Here is a 25,786-nt window from a genome sequence, read left to right on the forward strand (position 1 = left end):
CTATTCGAGACGCTTCTTGAACCTGAGTGACGCAACGAGCAGGCCGCCAAGGGTGAACAGCGCCAGCCAGTAGACATCCGACGCCATATTCGTCACCTCAACGTCCCTCAGAACCACTCCGCGAACCAGGTGCATGAAATGCGTCGCGGGCAGTGCCTCTGCAATATACTGGGCTGCGACAGGCATGCCCTCATAGGGAAATACGAACCCCGACAACAGAATCGAGGGCATCAGAACAAACACCGTCATCTGCATTGACTGTAGCTGGTTCCGGGCAATCGTTGAAATGACCAGCCCAAGCGTCAGGCTTGCGGTGATGAACAGGAAGGTGACGCCTGCGAGCTGGGCCAACCCGCCTTCTACCGGAACATGGAACAACACCCGGCCCAGCCCCAGGATGATGCTGACCTGAATCACGCCAATAAAAATGTACGGAATGATCTTCCCGATCATCAGTTCAATCGGTCGCACCGGCGTCGATATCAACATTTCCATGTTGCCCCTCTCCCGCTCGCGGACGATGGCGGCAGAGGTAAACATGATCATGGTCATGGTCAGAATGATCGCGACCAGACCCGGCACAATATTGACGACTGTGCGTTGCTCGGGGTTATAGAGCAGCGTCACTTCAAAGGTCGGTGTAACGCGATTGACAGGACGTTCCAGCAATTCGGCCAGCGGCATGCCACGCAGACTCTTGATGGCAGAGGCAATGATCGTATCGGAGCCATCGGCAATCCATTGGGCGATGGGTTGGCTGGTTTCTTCATCGGTGGCAGGGGGCGAACCAAAGCCCAATGATTGGTGCCGCGCCAGGCGGTTATCAACATCTTCAGGGATGATGAGGACGGCCCTGACTTCGGCACTGGCAATGGCCGCCTGCGCTTTCTCTACGCTCTCGAAGTAGGATCTGATCTCAACCACTTGCGTGGCTTTCACAATCTGCACGATCTCCCGACTCAGGCCGCTCTGGCTGAAATCGACAATGCCTACCGGGATATAGCGGATGTTCGTATTGATGGCATAGCCAAATAGCAACAGCTGGAGAAGAGGGATCATAACGATCATGCCGAACGTCATCCGGTCCCGCCGGAGCTGGATCAGCTCTTTGCCAAAAATGGCTCGGATCCGTCGGAGGCTGTTCATTGTCGGCCTCTTCCCGTACTGGTTACGAAAACATCCTCCAGGCTTGGGCGCACCTCGGTAAGACTGTCCCCTGTTCCGATAAAAGGTTGCCCCGACAGATACGCAACCGGACTGCTAACCCGGTTCTTCACCAGCACTCGAAGCCGCGCGCCAAGTTGCGCTGCGGATATCACGTCTGGCAACTCAAGAAGCCGATGCTTTAACACGCGGAGATTTGCAGAACTGACCTCAACAACCCTGGCGCCCATGTTCTTCATCAACTCATCCGGTGCACCGTCGGCTCGCTTGATCCCCGTCTCGAGAATGGCCAACTTGTGGCAACGCTCCGCCTCGTCCATGTAATGGGTTGAGACCATGATCGTCGTTCCGGCATCACTGAGATCAAACAACTGCTCCCAGAAGTCCCGGCGACTCTGGGGATCCACCGCCGAGGTGGGTTCATCCAGGAACAGCAGATCTGGCTTGTGCAGTGTTGCCGCAGCAAGGCTGAGGCGTTGTCGCTGCCCGCCGCTCATACTTCCTGCCAACTGATGCCGGCTGTCACGCAGCCCATAGATAACAAGCAGATCCTCAACCCTTGAGCGCAGCTGGTTCGCAGACAGGCTGTAAATGGAGGCGATAAACCGGAGATTTTCCTGAACGGTCAGATCATCGTACAGGGAGAATTTCTGGGTCATGTACCCGATCCGCCGCCTGAGTTTCTCGGCACCGGCTGGCAAGCCATAACCAAGCACCTCCGCGGTTCCGGAGCTTGGCTTCAACAAACCGATCAACATTCGGATGGCCGTGGTCTTGCCACTGCCGTTTGGCCCCAGAAAACCATAAATGCGGCCTCGCTCGACCTCCAGATCCAGCGCCTGAACAGCCCTGGTATCGCCGAAATTCCGGCTAAGCCCTTCCGCGCGGATGACACATTCACTCATGGCAACTCAACCTGGGCCGGCACTCCGTTCGGTAAAGCAGCCTCTGCCTCTGGAAGCTGGACCTCTGCCCGGTACATCAGCCGCGCACGTTCTTCCTGATTAAGCGCAAAGTACGGCGTGAATGCAGGCTCCGTGGCAATCCAACGCAAACGGCCCTTTATGGTTCGGCCAAGACCATCCACACGCACATTCAGCTCGTCACCAATCGCCAGCTTTACCCGATAGGGCTCTGGCACATAAACCCTCGCAAACGGCGCCTTGCCGGCCAGAACAATCGCCAGAGGGCTGCCTGCGGTCACTCGCTCCCCCAGATTCCAGGGAAGGTTGTCGAGAATACCGTCCCGTGTCGCGACAACGGTCAGATCGGCGAGGTGTTTCTTTTCACGGGCGAGCATCGCTCTTGCCGCATCCACTCTGGACTCCGCCGCTCTCAGGTCCTCTTCACGAGCGCCATTCGTTAATTCCAGCAAAGCTTCCTGCGCATTGAGCAGCTTCGCATGATTGGCGTCGCGCAAGGCGACCGCCTTGTCCAGGTCGGCCTGACTGGCCAGATTCTGATTCCTGAGGTTGAGGATGCGTGAATAATTGGCCTCACTCTCGATGAGTTCCGCCCGGGCCCCGGCCACATTCGCTCTTGCTGCCGCCACTTCCTCCGGCCGTGCTCCGTGTCGGAGTTTTTCAAGATTGGCGACTGCCTCTGACAACTGGGCTGAGGCCCGGTCAACCTCCGCCCGCTGCAGCGTGTCGTCGAGTTTTACCAGCACACTCCCTTTTTCAACCGGCGAGCCGGGCGGGACAGGGAGCTCAACAACAACTTCACTGGCGGTTGCGGTATGGGCAATTCGATCCCGCTCAAGCGTCCCCAGAGCCAGATTGCCGGAACTCCCATCGCAGGCTGCCAGAGCCAGAAAAGACAGAACCAATGCAAGGCGTATCACGTTACTTACCCTCTTTTGCGATGGGCGAGTCATCGCAGCGGCTCCCGGCTTCGATCCGGCATGGCGATGAGAGCCAGCACGGCAATGAAGGCGGTTACTGCCAGATACATGGCCGGTGCCGTCACAACACCGGTTGTTGCAATCAACGACGTGGCAATCATCGGTGTGAGTCCGCCGAATACACCCAGGCCAAGATTGAAGGCTACAGAATAGCCGGATAAACGGTCGCTCTCCGGAAACATCTCCACAAACAGTGCGGGTGCGGAGCCCAATGGAATGGCCAGCAGCAAGAACACCAGAGCGTGTGCCAATACCACCACATACAGTGAACCGCCGGAGCTTAGCATCCAGGCATGAAGCGGCCAGGCGACCACGGTAAGCAGAAACAGCGAGATGGCTATCCAGCTCCTTCGACGAAGCCATCGATCACCCACGATCGCAAACAGCGGCATCGCCGGGATGACAAGCAGCATCATGCCCGTGTTGATCAACAAAGCTGTTCCGCGAGACAGCAGTTCCTGGGCCGAGAGCCATTCCGGCAGATAAACAAACACAATGTAGTAGCACGTCCCGTAACTTGAAGCGAAGGCCAGTGCTAGAAGGGTTTCCCGCCGATTGGTTGTAAACGCCTGCAGAAGCGGCGATGTTTCGTCGCGATTCTCATGGTGCTGGCTGAATCGCTCTGAGTTGTGCAGGTTCCGGCGAATCGCGATGGCGGCAATGCCCAGAATGGCGCCTCCAAGAAACGGCAAGCGCCAGCCCCAGTCACTCAATGTTTGCTCATCCAGGGTATTGGTTACCAGTGCCGCCGCAGCAACGCCCAGCAAAGAGCCAGTCATCGAGCCGATGTTGGCCCAACTGCCCGTCAGACCTCGTTTACCATCGGGAGCCGTCTCAACCAGGTAGGTCGCCGAGGATGAGAACTCGCCGCCAACAGAAAGGCCTTGAAGCAATCGGATCAGAACCAGCAAGACTGGAGCGAGCAAGCCGGCCTGCTCATAGGAGGGAAGCATCCCGAGCAGCAGGGTCGGCAAGGCCATCAGCATTACAGAGATTTGCATGGTACGAGCACGCCCGTACCGGTCTCCAAACCAGCCGAAAACCGCCGCCCCCAGGGGCCGCATGATGAAGCCGGCAGCAAATATGCCGTAGGTGCCGATAAGTGCTGCCGTTGGGTTGGCAGACGAAAAGAAAACCGGAGCAATAACTCCGGCCAGATAGCCATAAACGGCAAAGTCGTACCACTCCACGACATTACCGATAAAACCCGCCATGATGCGGTGTCGAAGTTCTGGAGAAGGAGGCGTTGGCGAACTTTCGGTCATGTCCAGTTCATCCCGGTTTTACCCCTGCCTTGAGCGAAATGATGGCAGCAAACTCTCTGATGCAGAGAATTATAGGCAAGGGACAGAAACCAGAGATGATCTGGGGCAAGTACCCGGCTCATCAATCACCGGGTAGTTGCCATCAGGTCTACCAGACGAGCGTCTTGGGCTCCTGTGAGTGTTCGCAGAACAGATGCCCCACATCCGGCACGGCGAAGCAGCGGTCACCCCGCTGGGGCTGACGGGCGTTAAACTCGGTATGGCTGATGCCAACTTCCCAGAGCTCCTCGCACTCCCAGCCATCGGGTTTGAGTTCGATGCGAACTTCCGCACCGATCAGGTTGATGGCCTCGATCCGGAAAGGCAGATGGGCCTCGTCACTGGCAGACTGGGTGAGGCGCACTTCGTGGGGCCTCAGGTAGAGCTGCGCGTCATCGTTTTCACAGCCTTCGGGCAGTCGAATCCAGGCGTCACCCTGGCGCATGACACCATCGCGGATCTTGCCAGACAGCACATTCACCTGCCCCAGAAACTCGAATACAAACCGGCTGTCCGGGCGACCATAGAGCTCCAGGGGTGTATCAACCTGCTCAATCCGGCCATTGCTCATCACAACCACCTGATCGGAGAGCTCCAGGGCCTCCTCCTGATCGTGGGTCACGAACACACTGGTGAAATGCAGCTCATCGTGGAGGCTGCGCAGCCAGCGGCGAAGGTCTTTTCGCACCTTGGCATCAAGCGCCCCGAAGGGCTCATCCAGTAGAAGAATCTCCGGGCGCATGGCCATGGCCCGCGCCAGGGCGATGCGTTGCTTCTGCCCACCTGAAAGCTGCGCGGGGTAACGGTCGGCCAGGTGTTCCAGCTGCACCATTTCCAGCAGGTCTTTTACCCGCTTGCGGATTTCCGGCTTGCCGGGACGCTCCTTGCGCGGCAGCACGTTGAGGCCAAAGGCCACGTTATCGGCCACTGTCATGTGACGAAACAACGCATAGTGCTGGAACACAAACCCCACACGCCGGTCCCGCACATGCAGATCGGTCACATCCTTGCCGCTGAACCGGATTCTGCCCTCTTCGGGAGTTTCCAGGCCGGCAATGATCCGCAGCAGCGTGGTCTTGCCCGAACCGGAAGGGCCCAGCAACGCCGTGAGCTGGCCATCCGGAATGGTCAGATTGATGTCATGCAGGGCCTGGAACTTGTCGAAAAACTTGTTGATACCCTGTATCTCGATGCTCATTGGAAACCCTTAGTTACGACTCTGACGCCATTCAACGATGGCCTTGACGACAAGCGTGATCAGCGCAATACCTGCTAGCAACGAAGAAGCTGCAAAGGCGCCCACGGTGTTGTAATCCTGGTAAAGCAGCTCTACCTGCAACGGCAGCGTATTGGTCTCGCCCCGGATGTTGCCGGAGACCACCGACACGGCACCGAACTCGCCGACAGCCCGGGCGTTGGTGAGGATCACGCCGTAAAGGAGCGCCCAGCGGATATTCGGCAGGGTCACGCGTCGGAACAGCTGCCAGCCGGACGCGCCCAGCACCACGCCGGCCTCTTCCTCTTCCCGACCCTGTTGCTGCATCAGCGGGATCAGTTCTCTGGCCACGAACGGACAGGTCACAAACACGGTGACCATCACGATGCCGGGCCAGGAGAACATCAGTTGAATGTCGTATTCACCGAGCCACTGCCCCACCCAGCCATTGCTGCCGTAGAGCAGCAGGAAAAGCAGGCCGGCAACCACAGGCGAAACGGCGAACGGGATATCAATCAATGTGGTCAGCAGCTTGCGACCAGGGAACCGGAAGCGGGTCACCAGCCAGGCCAGGAACACGCCGAACACCATATTTAACGGGACCGTGAGCAGCGCAACCACGAGCGTCAGGCCAATGGCATGGAGCGTGTACTCGTTGAGAATATTGCTGACGTAACCGGCCCAACCCTCGGCAAACGCTTGCACAAAAATCAGCACCAGGGGCATAAACAGCAGAAGCACCGTCAGGCCGACGGCGATTCCGATCAGAGTGCGACGAACCAGAGGGCTGTCGCCAACGCGGCGATGTTTACGCGCAGCCATACCCTAACCTCCGTGCAGGCGCTTGAGATAGCGCCCCTGCCAGACGTTGATCGCCAGGAGCAGCAACAGCGATACCGTCATAACCACTGCGGCAATGGCGCTGGCCGCCGGAAAATCGTATTCCTCCAGGCGAACAAAGATCATCAGACTGATCACTTCACTGATGTAGGGTGAGTTGCCGGCAATAAAGATAACCGCGCCGTATTCCCCAAGGCTGCGGGCAAACGAAAGCGCACCACCGGTCACCACAGCCGGCCAGAGTGTCGGGAACAGGATTTTCCGAAAGACCGTCATGTCCGAAGCACCCAGGCTCATGGCGGCTTCTTCATCCTCCGGCGCCATTTCCTCCAGTACCGGCTGAACCGTGCGCACCACAAACGGTACACTGGTGAAGGCCATCGCCACCACAATACCCAGCGGTGTGAATGCCACTTCAATACCCAGATCGGCGAGATACTGCCCATACCAGCCGTTCTCGGCAAACAAGGTTGCTAGTGTGATGCCGGCCACGGCGGTTGGCAGCGCGAAAGGCAGATCCATGATCGCATCCAGCAGCCGCTTGCCGGGAAACTCGTAACGCACCAGCACCCAGGCCATCAGCAGGCCGAACACGCAGTTGAACAGAGACGCTGCCAGGGCTGCCAGCGCGGTGACTTTATAGGACGCAACCACCCGCGGATCGGTGATCACAAACCAGAACTGCTCCCACCCCATGCCGGCGGCACGGATAAACAGGCCGCTGATGGGCAGAAGCAGCACCAGGCTGATAAAGAAAAGCGAAATGCCGAGGCTCAGTCCGAACCCCGGCAAAACGCGTTTGGTGGCGGGAGCGCTCAGCCGCTTTGACGGGCGCTCCGAAACGTCAGTGGTGGCCATGAATCAGCTGCGCATCCCTTAGCGGCGACGCTGCAACTGGTCCAGTTTGCCGCCACTGGCAAAGTGGGTCTCCATGGCATTTTCCCAGCTGCCGGCGATGTCCTGAATCGGCATCAGCTTCAGTTCGGGGAACTTGTCAGCCACTTCCGCTTTCACGGTTTCGTTGTGCACCCGGTAGTTGAAGCCAGCCAGCATGCGCTGGGCTTCTTCGGAGTACAGATGCTTCAAGTAGGCCTGGGCCAGTTCTTCGGTGCCCTTCTTCTCGATGTTCTTGTCGATCCAGGTCACCGGGAACTCGGCCAGGAAACTCACTTTCGGGACCACAACCTGGAAATTCTTGTCCGGGTTCAGGGCCGGAATGTTGTTCACTTCGGATTCGAAGGTCAGCAGCACATCACCCAGGCCCCGCTCCACAAACGTGGTGGTGGCACCACGACCGCCGGAGTCGAATACCTTAACCTGGCCCAGCAGGTCGCTGAGGAAAGCATCAATCTTCTCCTGGTCGTCACCGAACTTGTCCTGGGCAAAACCCAGCGCCGCCAGGTAGGTATAGCGGCCGTTACCGGAGGTTTTCGGGTTCGGCATGATCAGTTCGACATCTTCGCGGATCAGATCATCCCAGTTCTGGATATTCTTGGGGTTACCCTCACGCACCAGGAACGCCATGGTGGAATAGTACGGAGAGCTGTTATTTGGCAGGCGTGATGCCCAGTCCTCGGGAATCAGATTGCCGCGCTCGGCCAGAATGTTTACGTCGGTGACCTGGTTGTAGGTAACCACATCCGCACCCAGCCCCTGCAGGATGGCGCGCGCTTGCTTGGAAGAGCCAGCGTGTGACTGCTGGATATCGACGATTTCGCCGGTTTTTTCTTTCCAATAGTCCTGGAAAAGAACGTTGTATTCGGCAAACAGCTCGCGGGCAATGTCGTAGGAGGAGTTCAGAAGCTCACGCTCCTGGGCAGAAGCCGGCCCTGTCAGCGAGAACGCCAGCGCCAGCGCACTGAACCACAGGCCCTTACGGGCTTTGGAACCAGAAAAAATCGAATTAGGCATAGTCGGCAGAGCTCCCAGTTAACTCGGAATCTTTATATACGCCAGAGGAATAGGTCGGCGCTTTCTTAGAACGCAAAGATAAGGTAGGAGTCTATGAACAACAATGCCCTGACTAGATAATTTCCGACTGGTTTAAAAGCGTTTGGTTATAACGCGGGCGAGAGATCGGCACTCATCAGGGCGCACAAAGCCACGATGACAAACGCGTCACGGGAATAACCCGCCTTTGGCACCTATACTTGCAACCACAGGCTAAGGAAAGACTGGACAACATCTGGCGCCGAGGGATCGCAGAATTCATCCGACATTGGACATCAAATATCAGACCACTCAATACCCTCAAAATCCGCTTGGTCCTGTCCTTTGGCATCCTCATTCTGGCGGCCACTTCCATCGGAACCTGGCTTGCAAGCGACCTCGCGGTCAACGCACTGCGTAAATCCACCGGGCAAAACCTTGAGGAAGTGGCCGTTCAACTGCGGGACAAGATCGCGCTGGATCTTCATGAGCGCTACAGCGATCTAGCCGTAGCAGCAGCGTTGTCCAGCCAACAACTCGCGAAACAACAGACCGGTGATGTGTCTGCCCTGCTCGACGCACTCGCCCGGAACTTTTCCAGCTATGCCTGGATAGGGCTTACCTCTGCAGACGGCACTGTTGTGGCCAGCACCGCCAGCATGCTTAAAGGTATGAACGTTTCGCACCGCCCCTGGTTCCAGGAAGCCAAAGATAAGCCCTACCTCGGCGACGCCCACGAAGCCCTTCTTCTGGAAGAGAAGCTTAACAACAACACCAACGTTCCCCTGCGGTTTGTCGATGTGGCCGTGCCACTCCAGGACCCTGAAGGAAACTTCGTCGGTGTTCTGGGCGCTCACCTCTACCTTGATTGGGTAGCCAGCCTGGGTGAATCCCTGCTCGCGCCTCTGCAAGAAAGGCTTCAGGCAGAATTGATACTGGCAGACAAAAACGGCGAAGTAATCATCGGCCCGAAAGGCAGCGTGGGGAGCATGCTGAACGAACCGCTTGTGCAGGCCGCCCAATCGGATCGCCCGGGATACATGACCTTGCCTATGGTATTGGAATCAGGCACCGGCACCCGGGATTACCTGGTGGGCTACAGCCGCCTGCAGGACCGGGCTGAATACACCACGTTCAACTGGCTGGTACTGGTTCGTAAGCCCGCAAGTGAAGCTTTCCAGCCTGCGCAATCGCTTCGAAACACCCTGTTTTTCTCCGGTGTGCTGCTAGCCATGCTGCTGATTTTATTCGCCGTCTACACCGCCCGGCGTATCACCCACCCACTGCTGCAAATGGCGCGGGAAGCAGACCGGTTGGATCCGGACAATCCATCTTCCCCGATAAAACTTCGTGATGACTACGAGGAAGTCCGGGTTCTTTCCTCCGTATTTAAGGACCTGGTTCAGCGACTGACGAAGAAGACTCGCCAGATGAACGAGTTGAATGCCAGCCTGGAGCACCGGGTGACCGAGCGGACCCGGGAACTCGAAGAAGCCAATCAGCGCCTGGAAGAAACCGTACGTACAGATGCGCTGACAGGACTGAACAACCGGCGCCACTTCTTTGAGCTGGGCAGAACCGCCCTGAAAAAAGCGATTCGTTCTGGCAAACCGCTATCTGCCATCATGTTCGACGCCGACCTGTTCAAGAAGGTGAACGATACCTATGGCCACGCCGTAGGTGACAAAGCACTGATTCACCTGAGCGTGATGGCAAAACATGCTCTGCGCGATATCGATATTCTGGCCCGCCTAGGCGGCGAGGAATTCGCCGTATTGCTTGAAGGCACCGATGAAGAAGCCGCCGCCGAAGTTGCTGAGAGGCTGCGCCAAAGTATCAACGGCAAGGCCCTGACCCTCGAAAGGGGCAGTGTCACCTTGAGCATCAGTGCCGGTGTGGCATGCCTTACTCCGGAAGGAGGCGACGAGCTGGACACGCTGCTGGTATTCGCGGACAAAGCCCTCTATGCCGCGAAGGCTGGTGGCCGAAACCGGGTGGTTCGCTATTCGGAGGTCAATGTTGAAGATGTGCCGCCTGAAACCGGAGCGTGACCTACCTTGAACTGAAGAATCACGTCCACAGGTTATTGGGTAGACCCTCTGAAGACGCATCAACCGGAGCAGACACAGATGACGCAAACAGTAGCTTTTATCGGACTTGGCATCATGGGTTCGCGTATGGCAGCGAACCTTCTGGACAAGGGCGACGTCAACCTGATCGTCTTCAACCGATCGACTGAAGCCGCAAAACCTCTGAAAGATAAAGGCGCAAAAGTCGCCGATTCGGCGGCCGACGCCGTTCGGCAGGCGGATGTGGTCTTCTCAATGCTCGCCTCTCCTCCCGTTGTTGAGGACATGGCCCTCGGCGAGAATGGATTTGTCAGCGCCATGGCGGAGAATGCCCTCTGGGTGGATTGCTCCACTGTGAACCCATCGTTCACCGAGTACGCCGCAGAAGTCGCCAGAGCTCGGGGCATTCGGTTCATGGATGCCCCGGTTGCCGGCACCCGTGAGCCGGCTGCAAGCGGCGAACTGACCTTCCTGGTTGGCGCCGACGACGAGGACTTTCAATCGGTAGAGCCGCTCCTTCAAACCATGGGCAAGAAAATTGTGCACGTGGGCCAGGTCGGTCGCGGAACCGCCTTCAAAATGCTGGTGAATGCCATGCTGGCGCAGTCCATGCTCGCCTTTGCCGAGACCACTCTGCTGGGCGAGAAACTGGGGTTCTCAAGAGATTTCCTGATGGACACACTGCCAAACTTACCTGTGACTCCGCCCTTTATCGGCGGCAAGGCCGAGCTGATCCGCAATGGGGACTTTGACGCCCAGTTCCCGCTCGAGCTGATGCACAAAGACCTGCACTTGTTGGAGCAAACGGCCTACGAAGTGGGTCAGCCGCTGTATCTGGCCAACCTGGCCAAAGAAGTCTACGGCAGTGCCAGCAGTAGTGGCTGGGGCCGCAAGGATTTTGCGTCGGTGTTTGAGTTTCTCAACCGGCACTGACTCGGCAGTTAACGTTGGCGCACATCTTCCACTACTATCAAGATAAGTGGGTGCGAGGATGACGTTGACGTGGGACTGTCGATCAAGACAACAGAGTTTGCGCCGGAAGAGTTTGAACGTTTTGCCGCCAAGGTCAGGACGGATCTTAAAGCACTTACTCGTCTTCTGAACCGGTCCGGCTTTGGCGAAGGCGCAAGCTCTATCGGAGCCGAGGTAGAGTTCTACATCGTAAACCCGGACCTGCGCGTTCAACCCATCAACACGGAAATCGCCGCCCGCGTTCAGGACCCTCAACTGACGGTTGAGCTTAACCGCTTCAATCTCGAATACAATCTCAGCCCCCAGGCTTTCAAGGGCTCTCCCTTCGCCAGAACAGAGCAGGAGTTGCTCTCTGCGATCCAACGGATCAACCAGCACGCCGCATCACTGGATGGAGAACTGGTGCCGATCGGCATTCTGCCCACGCTTCGCCAGTCTGATATGGGTGCGAAGGCAATGACAGACGAGCCCCGCTATCATGCGTTATCCAAAGCGCTGATCCAGCAACGGGGAGAGCCATTCAGCATCCATATTGGTGGCAACGACGTTATCAATCTGGAAGCTGACGACGTCTATATGGAAGGAGCAAACACGTCCTTCCAGCTTCACTGGCGGGTGCCCGCACACCGTTTTGCCGATTACTTCAATGCGGTCCAACTGGTCACGCCGGTTGTCCTCGCTCTGGCCAGCAATTCACCCAGCCTGTTTGGCCACCACCTGTGGGACGAAACCCGCATTGCCCTGTTCAAGCAATCCATCGACAGCCGATCGCCCAACCATAAAACCTGGCGCCATCCGCCACGGGTATACTACGGCAATGGCTGGACACGCAGCGCCTGGGAACTCTTTGCCGCCTCGGCATCGCTCTATCCGCCCATCATTCCACTGATGTCGGAGGAAGACCCGATGGCGGTGATTGATCGCGGTGATGTGCCGAAACTGGCTGAACTGCGACTGCACCAGGGAACCACCTGGCCCTGGAACCGTGCCATCTACGACCATACCGAAGGCGGCCACCTGCGCATCGAGATTCGCTCAATGCCGGCAGGACCTACGGCTGCTGATATGTGTGCGAACGGACTGTTCATAATTGGCGCTGCGCTGGCAGTCCTTGATGATATTCATCATCTGACGTCGATACTTCCCTTCCATTACACGGAACACAACTTCTACCGCGCCGCGAAATATGGCGTTGGCGCAGAAATCATATGGCCAAACAAGAATCAGGTTCAGTTGCAGGATACGCCCCTGTTAACCGTGGCCCGGGATCTGCTACCCCGCGCCCGGGACGCACTGGCACAAACAGCCGTGGACGAGTCAGAAATTCACCGCTTGCTGGGAATTATCGAAGGCCGCATTGAAACCGCCATGTCGGGCGCCCGGTGGCAACGCCAAATCACCGAATCCCTGTTCAAATCCCTGAGCCCCGATGAGGCCTTCCAGACCATGCTCTCCCTGTACATGGCCAACCAGAAGACAAATACGCCGCTCCATGAATGGACATTGTCGCCGTGAGTAACTCGAACGTCCTCGATTATTTGAATGATCCCTCGCCCCGGACCCTGGGCCGCTCCGCCCTTGAGTGGTTGGACCAGCTACAAAAGCCCACGATTATTCGTGTTGCCGGTCGTGATCGCTCCCGGACCCGAACCATGGCAACGCTGCTTCACGGCAATGAGCCTTCTGGCCTGCTTGCGCTTCATCGATGGCTGCTCGAACAGCACACCCCGGCAGTTAACATGCTGTTTCTTCTGGGCGGCATCTACCCTGCAAAGATTCCTCCCACACTCTCATGGCGACAGCTTCCAGACGGACGTGACCTCAACCGATGTTTCAAGGAACCGTTCGAGGGAGAAGAAGGAGCGATTGCCAGGGCCATGCTGGCAGAACTCCATAACGCGAAGCCCGAATGCCTGCTGGATGTTCACAACACCTCAGGTTCAGGCCCTGCGTTCGCCGTGTCCATCACCAATGACGCAGCGCATCAGGCACTGACATCGCTCTTTACCGACCGCCTCATCATGACGGATCTACGCCTGGGGGCGCTGATGGAATATTCCGAGCAGGAGGTGCCCACAGTAACCATCGAGTGTGGTGGTTCCCAGGACGAGCAGGCACATGAACTGGCCTATGAGGGACTCGTCCGGTATTGTTCAAGGCCAGATGTGTTGTCACTGGAAAAAGCGGACTGGGACGTCACCGTGCTGCGCAATCCGATCCGGGTGGAACTGGCGCCTGAAGCAACCATAGAATACCGCCTCGAACCCACCGGCCACGCCGATCTGACCTTCCCCCCCGACATCGAACATCGTAATTTCGGAATCGTGTCCCCGGATGAGCCCCTGGGGTGGGTTGGCAAAAAAGGCCTCGGCATACTCACCGCGATCGGCCACAACCGAAAAGAGAACATGGCACAGGTACTTGAGGTCAGGGATGGGAAGATCTACCCCGCCCAGGCCCTCAGGACCTTTATGATTACCACCAACCCGGTTATTGCGAAGAGTGACTGCCTGTTTTATGCGGTCAAGGCAACGGGGGAGCCTATTTTTTGACGCCAAGCGAATCGGCGGCTCGTCACGGACGTCTGTCTTACGCGAATTGATATGTGATTCTCGGTGCGGTCGATGGATCTACCAATATTGAGGATCGTTGAATGCCTCAACGCAACACGCCTGCCCCAGTGGGAGCTTAATACTGCCGCCATCCAACGACTGCCCCAGCCACCCCTCTGGATGGGTTAATTTAAATGGCGCTTCCGCAACCTCTTGAGGTACGTGCTCGAAACCCGCTTTTGAATAGTAGTTCGGATCACCATAGGTAAAAATGAGTTCGACACCCAGTTCACGCAAGTGCTCAATGCCAAAATTAATCAGTTTTTGACCAACGCCTTTCCCCTGATGGTCTGTATCAACGGCTACCGGTGACAACATAAATGCATTTACGCGGGAGCCGAACGACAATCTCGTGAAAAAGATACACCCGACTATCTGCCCTTGCTCGGTAGCGATGAACCCGAACATGTCATCGGTTTCGTCCCCATTCATCAACTCATGTACCAAATGGCCAATCAGCTTTCCCTCGGACTCACCTTCTGAATCAGAGAATGTCCGGGTAAACAGGGCCTCGATTTCCTGACGATCAGACTCGCTATACTTCGAGAACTTCATGTATTGGGAACCCTATGGAGACCGACTAAGAAAAGCTCGTATTTACAGATAATGCCGAAATAATCGCCAGCGGAGGAAAGCACAAGCGGTATGCTTTTCGTGTCCGGTTGATCGACTGTTTAACTACCTTCACTCATTGACCAAACATGCCGGTTAAAATAAGCCGGGCAAAAGATGGCAATCACAATGGTCATCAACGTTGCAATCTGGTTGCAGCTAATGCCTGGCTCAAACTCCGATTTGGCGCCGCGAAGGGGCCGAAAATCGGTCGCATTAAAGCCAATTTTTAGCAGACTTTCTCGATTCTACACTTATGGCAAAGAGGATAAGTTTCGACATCACAATGCTCGATTTCCTTTGGTAACTAACGCTTGCAGAATGCGCGCCCATGTAATGGAGCTGAAGGCGCAATGTAATGCACGTCCGTTGAAGGGCCTTCGGCCAGGAACGAACTTGATGGCTTTGTGTTAACCAATTTAGATCCAAACGTCATTCTCTGCCGTCTGGGTACCAGTTTCGTCGCCAGTATTCACGACTCCACGTGGCTCGATAAGTAGAACCTTTTTGCCTCATGTTCCGCAAAAGGCTTGTGTTCAACGCCCTTCTGGACCACGTACATTTCGCCTTCAGATAGGTCCACATGCCCGTCTCTGAAATTGATTCTGAGGCTTCCCTCAAGGACTATAAAAGTCTCGTCTGTGTCTTTGTGATCGTGCCACACAAACTCGCCCTGGATTTTAACGACTTTAAACTGATAGTCATTCATCTCAGCGATGACCTTCGGTGACCATTGCTCATCGAAGAGGCCGAGCTTGTTTTTAAAATTAATCGCCTGATAGCCCATGTGAACTCCTTTTCAGTGACAGTTAATGCCAATATTAAACGGCACCCGACTAGGGCGCCCGGTAGACGCCCGCCAGGCCGGGAACGAACTACAACAGTTGGTTATGTGTTGCTCCCTGAGCCGCCGGAGTCCAACGCCTTTGCGGTCTTAATTTCGCGTACTTTAATTCCAATTACCCACCGAATGTACCGCAGGAACATTCCCAATGCTAAGGATCCTGAGATCAGCACCATTATCAAGATGCCGAGAAACCCCTGTGGAGAACCAGAGTATTCAGGCTGCGATGTTTGGTAAAAATACACCGCCCAAACTCCAATCATCGGGAGCCCCAATACCAACGAGAAAACCCAAAACCATAGCCAGCGGGTGATCAAAACCGGAATGATCAAGAGGGAGGCTGATATTGCGAGAACGGTCTCAATGCTCATTCAGTAGCCACATAACGCCGCGCTCTGCGGCAAATTTGTCCGACAGCAGCGCCTTGTTAGGCGAGAAAATGCACCGCCAGCACATCATACGGCCACCCCGAAAAGCGCACCGACCCCAGCCGTCAAAGCCATTGCCAATGCCCCCCAAAACGTAACCCGAGAGGCAGCCTTAAGAACAGGAGCGCCGCCGACTTTCGCTGACAATGAGCCTAGCAAGGCAAGGAAAAGCAGTGAACTGCCAGGGACGGCCCACATAAGCAACGACGCTGGAAACAACAGGACGACGCATAGGGGAAGGGCCGCACCTACCGAGAATGTGCCTGCCGATGCAAACGCAGCCTGGATTGGACGGGCAGTAGAGACTTCTGAAATGCCAAGCTCATCGCGGGCATGCGCGCCCAGTGCATCCTGTTTCATCAGTTGACTTGCTACTGTGTCTGCGAGCGCCCGGTCTAACCCGCGCCTGACGTAAATCTCGGCAAGCTCCGCATGCTCTTGTTCAGGCGCATCAGCCAGCTCGGCCTTCTCTCTAGCAAGATCGGCCCCCTCGGTGTCGGCTTGAGAGCTGACTGACACGTACTCACCTGCTGCCATAGACATAGCGCCAGCAACTAGACCAGCAACGCCTGCAACCAACACAGCCTTGGAGTCCGCCCCTGCCGCCGCCACACCCAGGACCAGGCTTGCAGTAGATACAATCCCGTCGTTTGCACCAAGAACTGCAGCACGCAGCCAGCCGATCCGTTTTGTTCTGTGCCGTTCAGAATGCTTCATGCGAAGTCCAAATATAAAGGTGGGCAGTAGCGCCTAACGCCAGTGGTAATGGGCGGCAACGGAGCGCAGCGTAGTTGGCGTGGACTTCCCCCAATAAAATGGACACGCCCCATTAATTGATTCCTTCGAACTCTATCGGAGTCCGGTAACCAAGGCCACTGTGCAGCCGTTGGCTGTTATAAAAGCACTCAATATAGTTACTTATATGTTTCCGTAACTGCCGCATGGTCACGAAGCTCGTGGCGTGCAGCAACTCGCCCTTCAGTGTCTTGAAGAAGGACTCCACCTCGGCATTATCCGTGCACTGTCCTGGGCGGTTCATGCTGTGTCGTACCCGGTACTGATTCAGCAGAGCCTGGGTCTTGTGGGCGCGATATTCGATACCACGATCCGTATGGAACAACAGGCCTGAGGCTGGTTTCCGGTTCGTGAAGGCCTCCCGGAGCGTGGCCCTGGCGAAATCCGCGCTCAGGTTCTCACCTAGTCGCCAACTGATGATGCGTCGGGAATACAGATCCAACACCACCGCCAGGAACACGTATTTCTTCCCCAGCTTGATGTAGGTGACATCGCTGCTCCATTGCAGATTCGCTGCCGCCGGTTTGTCGGCCTCCAGTCGATGATTGGGCAGGGCTTTCAGGTCTTCCCTGAGCTTCCTCATTCGGCGATATACGCGGGCAACACGGGCTTTCATTCCCCATTCGCGCATGACCCTTGCAACCCGATTCTCACCCACAATCAGGCCCTCTTTACGAAGAGCCTGATAGACTCTAGGGCTACCATAACGGCCTTTACTGTCGCTGTAGACTCTGCGGATCTTTAACAGCAAATCAGCATTCTCAGCAGCTCTCTGACTGGGCTTGCGGTTTGCCCAGGCGTAGTAGCCAGACCGCGAGATGTTCAGGTGACGACAGAGCGCCTTTACTCCGTGCTGTCCCCGGTGTTTCCAGACGAATCTGAACGCTTCCGTCGTTCCTCTGCCTGAAAACGTTGAAACTTTTTTAGGATGTCATTTTCCTCCTGAAGCTCCGCTATCCGGCGTTTCAGGCGGTTGATCTCATCCCTCTCCTTCATCAACTTTTTGGCTTCATCAGGCGCTTTCTTCACCCGCTTCATGGCGAATTTTCCTTCCCGGTATTCCTTTCGCCAGCGTGACAGCATGAAGGGGTGAATATCCAGCGCCTCGGCGACCCCCTTTACACTTCGGTGGGGCTGGTAGCTCCATTCAACCGCTTTGACTTTGAACTCAAGGCTGTACCTTTGGGTCTTCTTCCCCGTGATCATCTTCGGCATCGCTCTTCTCCTGTTGAGGAGTTATCGATGCGTGTCTACTGAACTGGGGGAAGTCCACGGTCGGCTTCACCTACTGGTTATGCTTTATTCATACAATGCCAGCTCATCTCGCAGGCATTGCTCCAAATCTTTGGGCTCCATCACCCAGAAAACCCACTCTTTGTTTGGAAACACTGCCACCTTTACGCCGTCACTCTCGAAAGTTGGGAGCCAATGAGTCAGGAATTCATCTAGCGTGATTTCAACCGCATGGTGGCCAGGTAAGTGCTCATCTACGATTTTTTGAGCATATTCCGGATGCGGCCAGACAGGGAAATATTCCAAATCATCGGGGGTAATTGGAACCAGCCAACCGTCTTCCTTTTTCACACCCCATAGCTGCTGCCAATCAGCCACCTTACCGACAAAATGAGTGCTTCGATCAGCACTGCTAAGTGCTAAAACAGACTCATATTGTTGGGGATTCATTCGATAAGGCATGTGATTTCTTTTTGAGCATAACAGCTAATTATACGAACGCGTTCGTATATCACCCGTTCGTAAAACTCCATTCAAACGCGCTCAAGAAAAAAGGAACTTCTCTTTTAAAAACAAACACTTGAGCATAATTAACCACGGCTACCGCCAGAGTTATGCGCCCTCTCCCGAGCCACTCCTGCTCCCGCCATAGGCGTATAACTCCGCCATTACTTTTCTAAGTTATCAACCCTATCAGATAGTTACCGTCATTTCTCATGTGATTTTTGGAATTTTGCGAACGCGTTCGTATAACTCCGCCAACATCACTCTCTTGACTTCAACCCAAACCGAAGTACTGTATATAAAAACAGCACCCAAGGATGAATGGATATGGATATCCCCACCCCGTTACCTGCACAACCAACCCGTTTTTTGGACAAGGTTCGGAGTTTCATGCGCCTGCGGGGCATGGCGTATAAAACAGAGAAAACCTATCTGTTCTGGATTAAACGTTTCATCCGTTTCCATGGCCTCCAGCACCCTGAAACCATGGGCTCTATGGAAGTCGAATCGTTTCTGTCTCATCTGGTTTTGCAGGCGAATGCGAGCGCCTCTACCCAGAGAGTCGCTTTGAACGCATTGGTGTTTTTATACCGGGAATTCCTTGGCAAACCTTTGGACGACCTGAAGTTCGAACAGTCCAGAAAGCCGGTAAAGCTCCCAACGGTATTCAGCAAGGAAGAAGCCAGCTCTGTAATTCGCAACCTGAGCGGAGATTACAAGCTTGTTGCCATGCTCCTATATGGTTCTGGTCTGCGTATCAACGAAGCCCTGCGCCTAAGAGTCAAAGATGTTGATTTTGATATGCAACAGTTGATTGTTCGAGGCGGCAAAGGCTCTAAAGATCGAATTACACTGCTACCGGATCGCCTCGTCGAACCGTTAAAGCAACAGATCGATTCCGCGCTGTATTTACATCAGGCGGATCTCTTGAAGGGGTTCGGCTCGGTTTATCTTCCAGCAGGCTTGGAACGCAAATATCCAAGCGCCAGCCAAGAGCCCGCCTGGCAGTATATCTTTCCAGCGCAGGAACTATCGCGAGATCCTCGCTCCGGCATCCACCGGCGCCATCACTTGCTCGACAGGACGGTCCAGAAGCATTTTCGCCGCGCTATTCAGGCAGCAGGTATCCGCAAACTCGCGGGCAGTCATACCTTTCGTCACAGTTTTGCCACGCGTTTGCTTGAGGCCGGCTACGATCTCCGCACTATCCAGAAGCTACTCGGCCACTCGGATTTGCGCACTACGGAAATCTATACTCATGTCATTCGCAAGGGCGGTTTTGGCGTTCGCAGCCCGGTTGACGAAGGCTTCTAACTCTCCCAGTTACTGGCTGGAATTCGCTTAACGTGGATGTGGCTGATAAGCCGGATGGTGGGGCGGATCAGGAACTGGAAGCTGCCAATGATAAACAGCCAGATGGCCGCTTTCTCGTATTCCGGGAAGAGAAACAGGATGCTCCCCACCAGAAACCAGATGGCGATGAAAAAGTCGTTGATGATGCTGACCACTTCGTAGCGGCGCCGGATGATGAGCTCTTCCCTGCCGAGCTTCAGGGTCAGGGGGTTATCGGTGCGGTTTTCAACCATTCGTCTGGTGGTCTCCGGTCCGGAAGGAGCGCGGCGGAAACCGGGTTCCGCCGCGATTGGGATTATTGCATGTCGTTGAAAGCAGCGTCGGTTCTCGCTGCCAGGATAAAGTCGTTCTTGTGCAGGCCGCCGATTTCGTGGCTCCACCAGCTTACTGCAACTTTGCCGTACTCCAGAACAACCACCGGGTGATGGTCTTCTTCTTCGGCTAGTTCGCCAATCTTGTTGGTGAGTTCCAGGGCCTTCACAAAGTTTTTAAGTTTGTAGACCTTATGGAGCTGCTCTTCCCCGTCAATTTCCAGAATTTCCCAGTCTGGAACCTCTTTATGCAGCTGCTGCTTTTCTTCCTCGGTCGCCTTGGGTGCGTTCGGGCTGCAGGCTTCACAGCTGTGTGCTTTCAGGTCACTCATTTCAACCTCCATGGTTGATGGCTGTATTACAAGCGTGGGTCGTGCCCTTCGCTTTATCAACCCTTCTCTTGAAATCCGGCGGCTTTCCGAATACTGTATATTTAAACAGTATTTCGAGAGTTTTCATCATGAGCGAGCTTCTGAACACGCTGATGCAGGATGCCCGTGTCTGGCAGGGGCACCGCCACACCCAGACCACACAGCCTGCGCAATCAACCGGTTACCAGGTGCTGGATAACCAGCTCGGTGGCCTGGGCTGGCCCCGGGGTGCCCTGAGCGAATGCCTGCTGGATGCACCGGGTATTGGTGAGCTGCATTTGCTTCTGCCGCTGATGCAACGGGTGTGTGAAGAAGGCAAAAGTGTGTTCTGGCTGAACCCGCCGCATACGCCCTATGCCCCTGCCCTGGCCCGGGAAGGCGTCAACCTGGACCAAGTGGTGCTGATCCATACCGACGATGAGGGCGACTTTCTGTGGACACTGGAGAACTGTCTGCGTTCACCAGTAACAGGCCTGGTAATGGCCTGGCCGGGAAAGCTGGCCTCACGGGAGGTCCGGCGCCTGCAACTGGCCGCCGAAGCCGGGAGCAATGTGTGTGTGCTGTTCCGGGAACGACGTTACGCCGGGCAAAATTCTCCGGCTGCCCTGCGGCTGGAGCTGGAACCGGGGGAGCAGCAGGATCTCAAGGTGAATGTGCTCAAGCGCCGAGGTAGCTGGCCCGGGCAGCGCTGTTCACTGGCCATGGCCCAGCGGGCCGATCTCTCCTTCCGTGAAACCACCCGGGTTGTCCGGGGCCCATGGTCGGGTTCAACCGGGTAATAACGCTCCATGCTCTGGCTGTATCTGCATTTCCCGCACCTGGTGCTGGACCATATTCGGCGCACCCGTGAAGATGAGGGCGCCCTGGTGGTGGTTGAAGGCTCTGGCCAGAAGGTGATCCAGGCCTGCCCGGACGCCAGGAGCCAGGGTATTCGTAGCGGCATGCGCTTGAAAACCGCCATCAGCCTGGCCCCGGATCTGGGCATGGTGCGGGCCGATGAAACCCAGGAAGCCAGGATTCTGGAAGATCAGGCCCGCTGGCTGTACCGCTATGCGGCCCATATTGTGTTGGTGCCGCCCGATGGTCTGCTGGCCGAAATTGGCAGCCTTCAAAAACTGTATGGTGGGCTGCCCGCCGTTTGGCAAACCGTAGAACAGGGGCTGAATGAGCGCCAGCTGAACGCCTGGATCGGTATTGGCTATACCCCTCTGGCGGCCCGGCTGATTGCCCGCGCCGGCAAGGGGGAATGCACGGCAGACAAAGGCCACATTCTTCGAAGCCTGAGCCAGATGCCCCTGTTGGCAGCGGAATTCAACGAGAAAGCCTGTACCCGTTTGCAGCGCCTGGGGCTGAACACGCTGGGAGAGGTGTTTGATTTACCGCCCGGCGAACTGGCACGGCGTCTGTCTCCAGAGCTTCTGGCTTATATACAGAAAATCCAGGGCACCCGGCCAGATCCCCGCACGCCCTGGCAGCCGCCCCACTCGTTCCGGCAACAGGCGGATTTTGTGCAGGAAATAGAACACACCCAGGGGCTGCTGTTTCCGCTCCAGCGCATGCTTGTCGAACTGGAAGAGGATCTGTGCTGGCGTCAGCAGGATACCGACAGCCTGCGGCTGGTTCTGAAGCACCGGCATGCGGAACCAACCCGGCTGCAGATTCGCACATCCGGGCCGGAGCACCGGGCCGATCATTTCCTGAACCTGGTTCGTCTGCGGTTGGAGCAACATTCCCTGAGCTCCCCGGTTATCTCCATGGTTTTGCTGGTGAAGCGTTTCCTGTCACGGGAAGCACCCTCCGGGCAGGATCTTCTGGGTGAAACCCAGGATCTGAATGAAGCCTGGCATACCCTGATCAGCCGGCTGCAGGCGCGTCTGGGCGATCAGGCTCTCAGGCAGCTCTCGCCCCAGGCGGATCATCGTCCCGAACGGGCCTGGTCAGCCTCGGAAGTTCTGCGTAAAACCGGAACGCCGCTAGTACCGGCAGCAGAACTGCCCAGGCGGCCGCTCTGGTTGTTGAAAGGCCCGCAACCGCTGACCGAGGCACCCGTTACCTGGTTTTCCGGGCCTGAGCGCATCAGCGGTGGCTGGTGGGATGGCCAGCGCGTGCACCGGGATTATTACATTGCCCAGTTGAGCAGCGGCCAGTTGGCCTGGGTCTTCCGGGATGCCCGGGAAGGCTGGTTTGTGCATGGGTGGTTTGGCTGATGTCCGGGCAGCAGTATGCAGAGCTGTTTTGCTTCAGCAATTTCACCTTCCTCACCGGGGCCTCTCACCCCCACGAACTGGCTGAGCGAGCGCATGAGCTGGGCTACACCGCCCTGGCCATCACCGATGCCTGCTCCGTTGCCGGCATTCCCCGGGCCTGGGCGGCGCTGGCAGAAAGTCCTGTAAAACTCATTACCGGCAGCTGGTTTGAGTTGTCGGATGCCCCCGCCGGCGCCACTCAGCCCCGCTTTATCCTTCTGGCCCGCACGCGCAAAGGCTATGGCCAGCTTTGCCAGTTGATCACTACCGGCCGCCGTCGGGCTGAGAAAGGCCATTACCAGCTGTTTTACCGGGACATTGAAACCCACACCCTGGATGACTGCCTGTGCCTGTGGCTGCCCCCGTCGCCTACCGAAGCGGATTCCGATCAAGCGCTGGCCGGCGGCGAGTGGCTGGCCCGCCTGTTTGATCCCCGGATCTGGATTGCCGCGGCCCGCACCCTGGAATCCGGCGAGGAGCAGCGGCTGGCGCGGATACACTGGCTGGCCGATCTGTTGCGCATTCCCGTGGCTGCCGTGGGCGAGGTGCACATGCACAGCCGGGAGCGCCAGCCGCTGCAGGATGTACTGACAGCACTGCGCAATCACACCAATCTGGAGAATGCCGGCCACTGCCTGTTCCAGAATGGCGAGCGATACCTGCGTCCCCTGCCCGTTCTGCAACGGCTGTTTCCGGAAGCCTGGCTGCATGAAACCCTGGCCATTGCCAGCCAGTGCACCTTCGAGCCCGGCAGCCTGCGCTATGAATACCCGCCAGATCTGGTGCCGGAAGGCGAGACTCCGGCCGGCTACCTGAAACGGCTGACCCGCGAAGGCGAGCGCCGGCGTTACCCGGATGGCACACCACTGCAGGTTCAGAGCCTGATCCGCAAGGAGCTGGGCCTGATCTCGGAGATGAACTACGAGCATTACTTCCTCACCATCCACGATATTGTCGATTTTGCCCGCAGCCGGGGGATTCTCTGCCAGGGGCGGGGGTCGGCAGCAAACTCTGCGGTTTGTTATTGCCTGGGCATCACCGAGGTGAACCCGGCCCGGGTGGAACTGCTGTTCGAGCGGTTTATTTCCAAAGACCGAAACGAACCGCCCGATATCGATGTGGATTTCGAGCACGAGCGGCGTGAAGAGGTTATCCAGTATATCTACCGGCGCTATACCCGTGAGCGCGCCGCCCTGGCTGCCACGGTGATCCGTTACCGGCCCAAAAGCGCCATTCGGGATGTTGGCAAGGCCCTGGGGTTTGATCCGGCCCTGGTGGAACAGCTGCTGGAAGGCATCGACTGGCGGGACAAGGCCACCAACTGGCGCCAGCAGATTCTCGACAAGAAAATCACCCGCAACCCACAGGTGGCGGACCAGTTCTTCACCCTGGTGAATACCCTGCTGGGCTTCCCCCGGCATCTGTCCCAGCACGTGGGCGGTTTCGTGATCAGCGCCGGGCCACTGGCCGAACTGGTGCCGGTGGAGAACGCTGCCATGGCCGACCGCACTGTAATCCAGTGGGACAAGGACGACCTTGAGAGCCTGGGGCTGATGAAGGTGGATGTGCTGGCCCTTGGCATGCTCTCCGCCATTCGAAAAGCGCTGGAACTGATCAGCGATGAAAAAGGCCAGCCTTTCCGGATACAGGACATTCCTCAGGAAGACCGTGACACCTACGCCATGCTTCAGACAGGCGACAGCATCGGGGTTTTCCAGGTGGAGTCCCGGGCCCAGATCAACATGCTGCCCCGCCTGAAACCTGAAACCTATTACGATCTGGTGATTGAGGTGGCCATCGTTCGGCCGGGCCCCATCCAGGGTGACATGGTGCACCCGTACCTGCGCCGCAAGCACGGCCTGGAGCCGGTGGATTACCCGAACGATTCCGTGCGCAAGGTGCTGGAGCGCACCCTCGGTGTGCCCATCTTCCAGGAACAGGTGATCAAACTGGCCATGGTGGCGGCCGGCTTCTCCGCCGGCGAAGCCGACCAGTTGCGCCGGGCCATGGCGGCCTGGAAATCCCACGGCGACCTGACCCCGTTCCGGGAAAAGTTGGTCACCGGTATGCTAGAGCGTGGTCACGATGCCGACTTCGCCGAACGGCTGTACCAGCAGATCTGCGGCTTTGGCGGCTATGGCTTTCCTGAATCCCACGCCGCCAGCTTTGCCCTGCTTGTCTACGTCTCCGCCTGGATCAAACGGCACTACCCGGCAGCCTTCTACTGCGCCCTGCTCAACAGCCAGCCGATGGGGTTCTATTCCCCGTCACAACTGGTGCAGGACGCCCGGCGCCACAATGTCACCGTGCTGCCGCCGGACGTGAATGCCAGCCAGTGGGACCACACCCTGCAAGACGAAGACCGCCATCTGCGCCTGGGCCTGAGAATTATTCAGGGCCTGTCCGTTTACGGCGCCGAGCGTATCCACCAGAACCGGCCAGCAGAGGGCTACCGCTCTGCCAGCGAGCTTCGCCGACTGGCCGCCCTGAACCAGCGGGATATGGAGCTGCTGGCCGGGGCCAACGCCATGCCGGCATTCACCGCCAACCGCCACCAGGCGTACTGGCAACTGCTCGACCATGAACAACCTGCGGAGCTGTTCGCTCAGGAAACGGCGGTCGACTACCAGCCGGACTACTGCCAGCAATTGCCGGAACCCTCCGAAGGCCAGAACGTGCTGGCCGACTACGCCAGCCAGGGCCTCACCCTGCAGCGTCACCCTCTGGCCCTGCTTCGGGAACAGGGCCACCTGAAGTTCTGCCTCAGTGCCGAGCAACTGAAAAGTACCAAAGCCGGCATTCCGGTTCAGGTCGCTGGCCTCGTCACGGGCCGCCAGCGCCCCGGTTCCGCCTCCGGCGTCACCTTCGTCACTCTGGAAGACGAAACCGGTAATGTGAACGTGGTGGTGTGGCTGGAAACGGCGCGGCGGCAGCGCAAGCCGTTACTGACTGCCCGATTGCTGCATGTGAAGGGAGTGCTGGAGCGACAGGGGGACATTGTGCATGTGATGGCAGGTCGGCTTTCGGACCTCAGCCACCTGATTCAGTCGTTACCCGTGAATTCCAGAAATTTTCATTAG

General features: G+C 56.9%; 23 protein-coding genes and 1 pseudogene. 8 read left to right on the forward strand and 16 right to left on the reverse strand.

Features of this window, described 5'->3' with window-relative positions:
* The 8 genes from EDB94_RS17265 to cysP all read right to left on the reverse strand — a co-directional run bounded on the left by EDB94_RS17265 (position 1) and on the right by cysP (position 8,338).
* A complete protein-coding gene (locus EDB94_RS17265) occupies positions 1-1,146 on the reverse strand; it encodes an ABC transporter permease (protein ID WP_108019047.1) in 1,146 nt (381 codons plus the stop codon).
* Positions 1,143-2,069 (reverse strand): ABC transporter ATP-binding protein, encoded by a 927-nt coding sequence (locus EDB94_RS17270; protein WP_108019048.1) that lies wholly within the window; start codon positions 2,067-2,069, stop codon positions 1,143-1,145. Before EDB94_RS17270 ends, EDB94_RS17265 begins: the two co-directional genes overlap by 4 nt.
* The gene (locus tag EDB94_RS17275; protein ID WP_181259064.1) at positions 2,066-3,040 is read right to left on the reverse strand and encodes an HlyD family secretion protein; all 975 of its coding nucleotides are present in this window, start codon (positions 3,038-3,040) and stop codon (positions 2,066-2,068) included. Before EDB94_RS17275 ends, EDB94_RS17270 begins: the two co-directional genes overlap by 4 nt.
* The gene (locus EDB94_RS17280) at positions 3,037-4,332 is read right to left on the reverse strand and encodes an MFS transporter (RefSeq protein ID WP_260312621.1); all 1,296 of its coding nucleotides are present in this window, start codon (positions 4,330-4,332) and stop codon (positions 3,037-3,039) included. Before EDB94_RS17280 ends, EDB94_RS17275 begins: the two co-directional genes overlap by 4 nt.
* A gap of 148 nt (positions 4,333-4,480) precedes the next feature.
* Positions 4,481-5,569 carry a sulfate/molybdate ABC transporter ATP-binding protein gene (locus EDB94_RS17285; RefSeq protein WP_108019050.1) on the reverse strand — a complete coding sequence of 363 codons (1,089 nt, stop codon included), beginning with the start codon at positions 5,567-5,569 and terminating at the stop codon, positions 4,481-4,483.
* 9 nt (positions 5,570-5,578) lie between these two features.
* Complete coding sequence (gene cysW, locus EDB94_RS17290; protein WP_053114946.1) at positions 5,579-6,409, reverse strand: sulfate ABC transporter permease subunit CysW; 831 nt, start codon at positions 6,407-6,409, stop codon at positions 5,579-5,581.
* Positions 6,410-6,412: 3 nt separating this feature from the next.
* Positions 6,413-7,285 (reverse strand): sulfate/thiosulfate ABC transporter permease CysT, encoded by an 873-nt coding sequence (gene cysT, locus EDB94_RS17295; RefSeq protein ID WP_008172088.1) that lies wholly within the window; start codon positions 7,283-7,285, stop codon positions 6,413-6,415.
* An 18-nt stretch (positions 7,286-7,303) separates the two neighbouring features.
* Positions 7,304-8,338 carry a thiosulfate ABC transporter substrate-binding protein CysP gene (cysP, locus tag EDB94_RS17300; protein WP_108019051.1) on the reverse strand — a complete coding sequence of 345 codons (1,035 nt, stop codon included), beginning with the start codon at positions 8,336-8,338 and terminating at the stop codon, positions 7,304-7,306.
* A gap of 350 nt (positions 8,339-8,688) precedes the next feature.
* Here cysP and EDB94_RS17305 point away from each other — a divergent pair, with 350 nt between their 5' ends.
* From EDB94_RS17305 to EDB94_RS17320, 4 genes are all read left to right on the forward strand, one after another.
* On the forward strand, positions 8,689-10,407 hold the full coding sequence (locus EDB94_RS17305; protein WP_146162219.1) for a diguanylate cyclase: 1,719 nt from the start codon (positions 8,689-8,691) through the stop codon (positions 10,405-10,407).
* Positions 10,408-10,425: 18 nt separating this feature from the next.
* On the forward strand, positions 10,426-11,358 hold the full coding sequence (locus EDB94_RS17310; RefSeq protein ID WP_404935311.1) for an NAD(P)-dependent oxidoreductase: 933 nt from the start codon (positions 10,426-10,428) through the stop codon (positions 11,356-11,358).
* Between the two features lie 69 nt (positions 11,359-11,427).
* The gene (locus EDB94_RS17315) at positions 11,428-12,912 is read left to right on the forward strand and encodes a hypothetical protein (protein WP_108019054.1); all 1,485 of its coding nucleotides are present in this window, start codon (positions 11,428-11,430) and stop codon (positions 12,910-12,912) included.
* Positions 12,909-13,949, forward strand: a complete 1,041-nt coding sequence (locus tag EDB94_RS17320) for a succinylglutamate desuccinylase/aspartoacylase family protein (RefSeq protein ID WP_260312622.1) — start codon at positions 12,909-12,911, stop codon at positions 13,947-13,949. The genes EDB94_RS17315 and EDB94_RS17320 overlap by 4 nt, the downstream gene beginning before the upstream one ends.
* 78 nt (positions 13,950-14,027) lie before the next feature.
* Here the strand turns inward: EDB94_RS17320 and EDB94_RS17325 are convergent, their stop codons facing one another.
* The 6 genes and pseudogenes from EDB94_RS17325 to EDB94_RS17350 form a co-directional block, all read right to left on the reverse strand.
* Positions 14,028-14,564: a GNAT family N-acetyltransferase gene (locus tag EDB94_RS17325; protein ID WP_108019056.1), complete on the reverse strand. Its 537-nt coding sequence runs from the start codon at positions 14,562-14,564 to the stop codon at positions 14,028-14,030.
* A gap of 476 nt (positions 14,565-15,040) precedes the next feature.
* A pseudogene (locus EDB94_RS17330) lies at positions 15,041-15,408 on the reverse strand (cupin domain-containing protein).
* 101 nt (positions 15,409-15,509) lie between these two features.
* Positions 15,510-15,836, reverse strand: a complete 327-nt coding sequence (locus tag EDB94_RS17335) for a hypothetical protein (RefSeq protein WP_108019057.1) — start codon at positions 15,834-15,836, stop codon at positions 15,510-15,512.
* Between the two features lie 84 nt (positions 15,837-15,920).
* Positions 15,921-16,610, reverse strand: a complete 690-nt coding sequence (locus EDB94_RS17340) for a VIT family protein (protein ID WP_108019058.1) — start codon at positions 16,608-16,610, stop codon at positions 15,921-15,923.
* A 112-nt stretch (positions 16,611-16,722) separates the two neighbouring features.
* Positions 16,723-17,903 (reverse strand): IS3 family transposase gene (locus tag EDB94_RS17345; protein ID WP_108019059.1). Its coding sequence is split into 2 segments (ribosomal slippage): positions 16,723-17,604 and positions 17,607-17,903, totalling 1,179 coding nucleotides; the frame shifts between segments, so codons are not numbered across the junction.
* 84 nt (positions 17,904-17,987) lie between these two features.
* Entirely contained in the window at positions 17,988-18,383 is a 396-nt protein-coding gene (locus EDB94_RS17350; protein ID WP_108019060.1) for a DUF2750 domain-containing protein, read from the reverse strand.
* 369 nt (positions 18,384-18,752) lie between these two features.
* On the opposite strand from EDB94_RS17350, the gene EDB94_RS17355 reads away from it, so the two are divergent.
* Positions 18,753-19,739, forward strand: a complete 987-nt coding sequence (locus EDB94_RS17355) for an integron integrase (protein WP_311316508.1) — start codon at positions 18,753-18,755, stop codon at positions 19,737-19,739.
* Here the strand turns inward: EDB94_RS17355 and EDB94_RS17360 are convergent.
* Both EDB94_RS17360 and EDB94_RS17365 read right to left on the reverse strand, forming a co-directional pair.
* Positions 19,736-20,011, reverse strand: a complete 276-nt coding sequence (locus EDB94_RS17360; RefSeq protein WP_014576767.1) for a YrhK family protein — start codon at positions 20,009-20,011, stop codon at positions 19,736-19,738. The two genes, EDB94_RS17355 and EDB94_RS17360, sit on opposite strands and share 4 nt — an antisense overlap.
* A gap of 62 nt (positions 20,012-20,073) precedes the next feature.
* A complete protein-coding gene (locus EDB94_RS17365; protein ID WP_088557551.1) occupies positions 20,074-20,421 on the reverse strand; it encodes a 4a-hydroxytetrahydrobiopterin dehydratase in 348 nt (115 codons plus the stop codon).
* 128 nt (positions 20,422-20,549) lie between these two features.
* Here EDB94_RS17365 and imuA point away from each other — a divergent pair, with 128 nt between their 5' ends.
* The 3 genes from imuA to EDB94_RS17380 are packed head-to-tail and all read left to right on the forward strand — an operon-like array spanning position 20,550 to position 25,786.
* Positions 20,550-21,239 carry a translesion DNA synthesis-associated protein ImuA gene (gene imuA, locus EDB94_RS17370; protein ID WP_092031874.1) on the forward strand — a complete coding sequence of 230 codons (690 nt, stop codon included), beginning with the start codon at positions 20,550-20,552 and terminating at the stop codon, positions 21,237-21,239.
* Between the two features lie 9 nt (positions 21,240-21,248).
* Complete coding sequence (locus tag EDB94_RS17375) at positions 21,249-22,667, forward strand: DNA polymerase Y family protein (RefSeq protein WP_108019062.1); 1,419 nt, start codon at positions 21,249-21,251, stop codon at positions 22,665-22,667.
* On the forward strand, positions 22,667-25,786 hold the full coding sequence (locus EDB94_RS17380; RefSeq protein WP_108019063.1) for an error-prone DNA polymerase: 3,120 nt from the start codon (positions 22,667-22,669) through the stop codon (positions 25,784-25,786). Before EDB94_RS17375 ends, EDB94_RS17380 begins: the two co-directional genes overlap by 1 nt.

The sequence above is a fragment of the Marinobacter sp. 3-2 genome (assembly GCF_003751355.1).
Classification (GTDB): Bacteria; Pseudomonadota; Gammaproteobacteria; order Pseudomonadales; family Oleiphilaceae; genus Marinobacter; species Marinobacter adhaerens.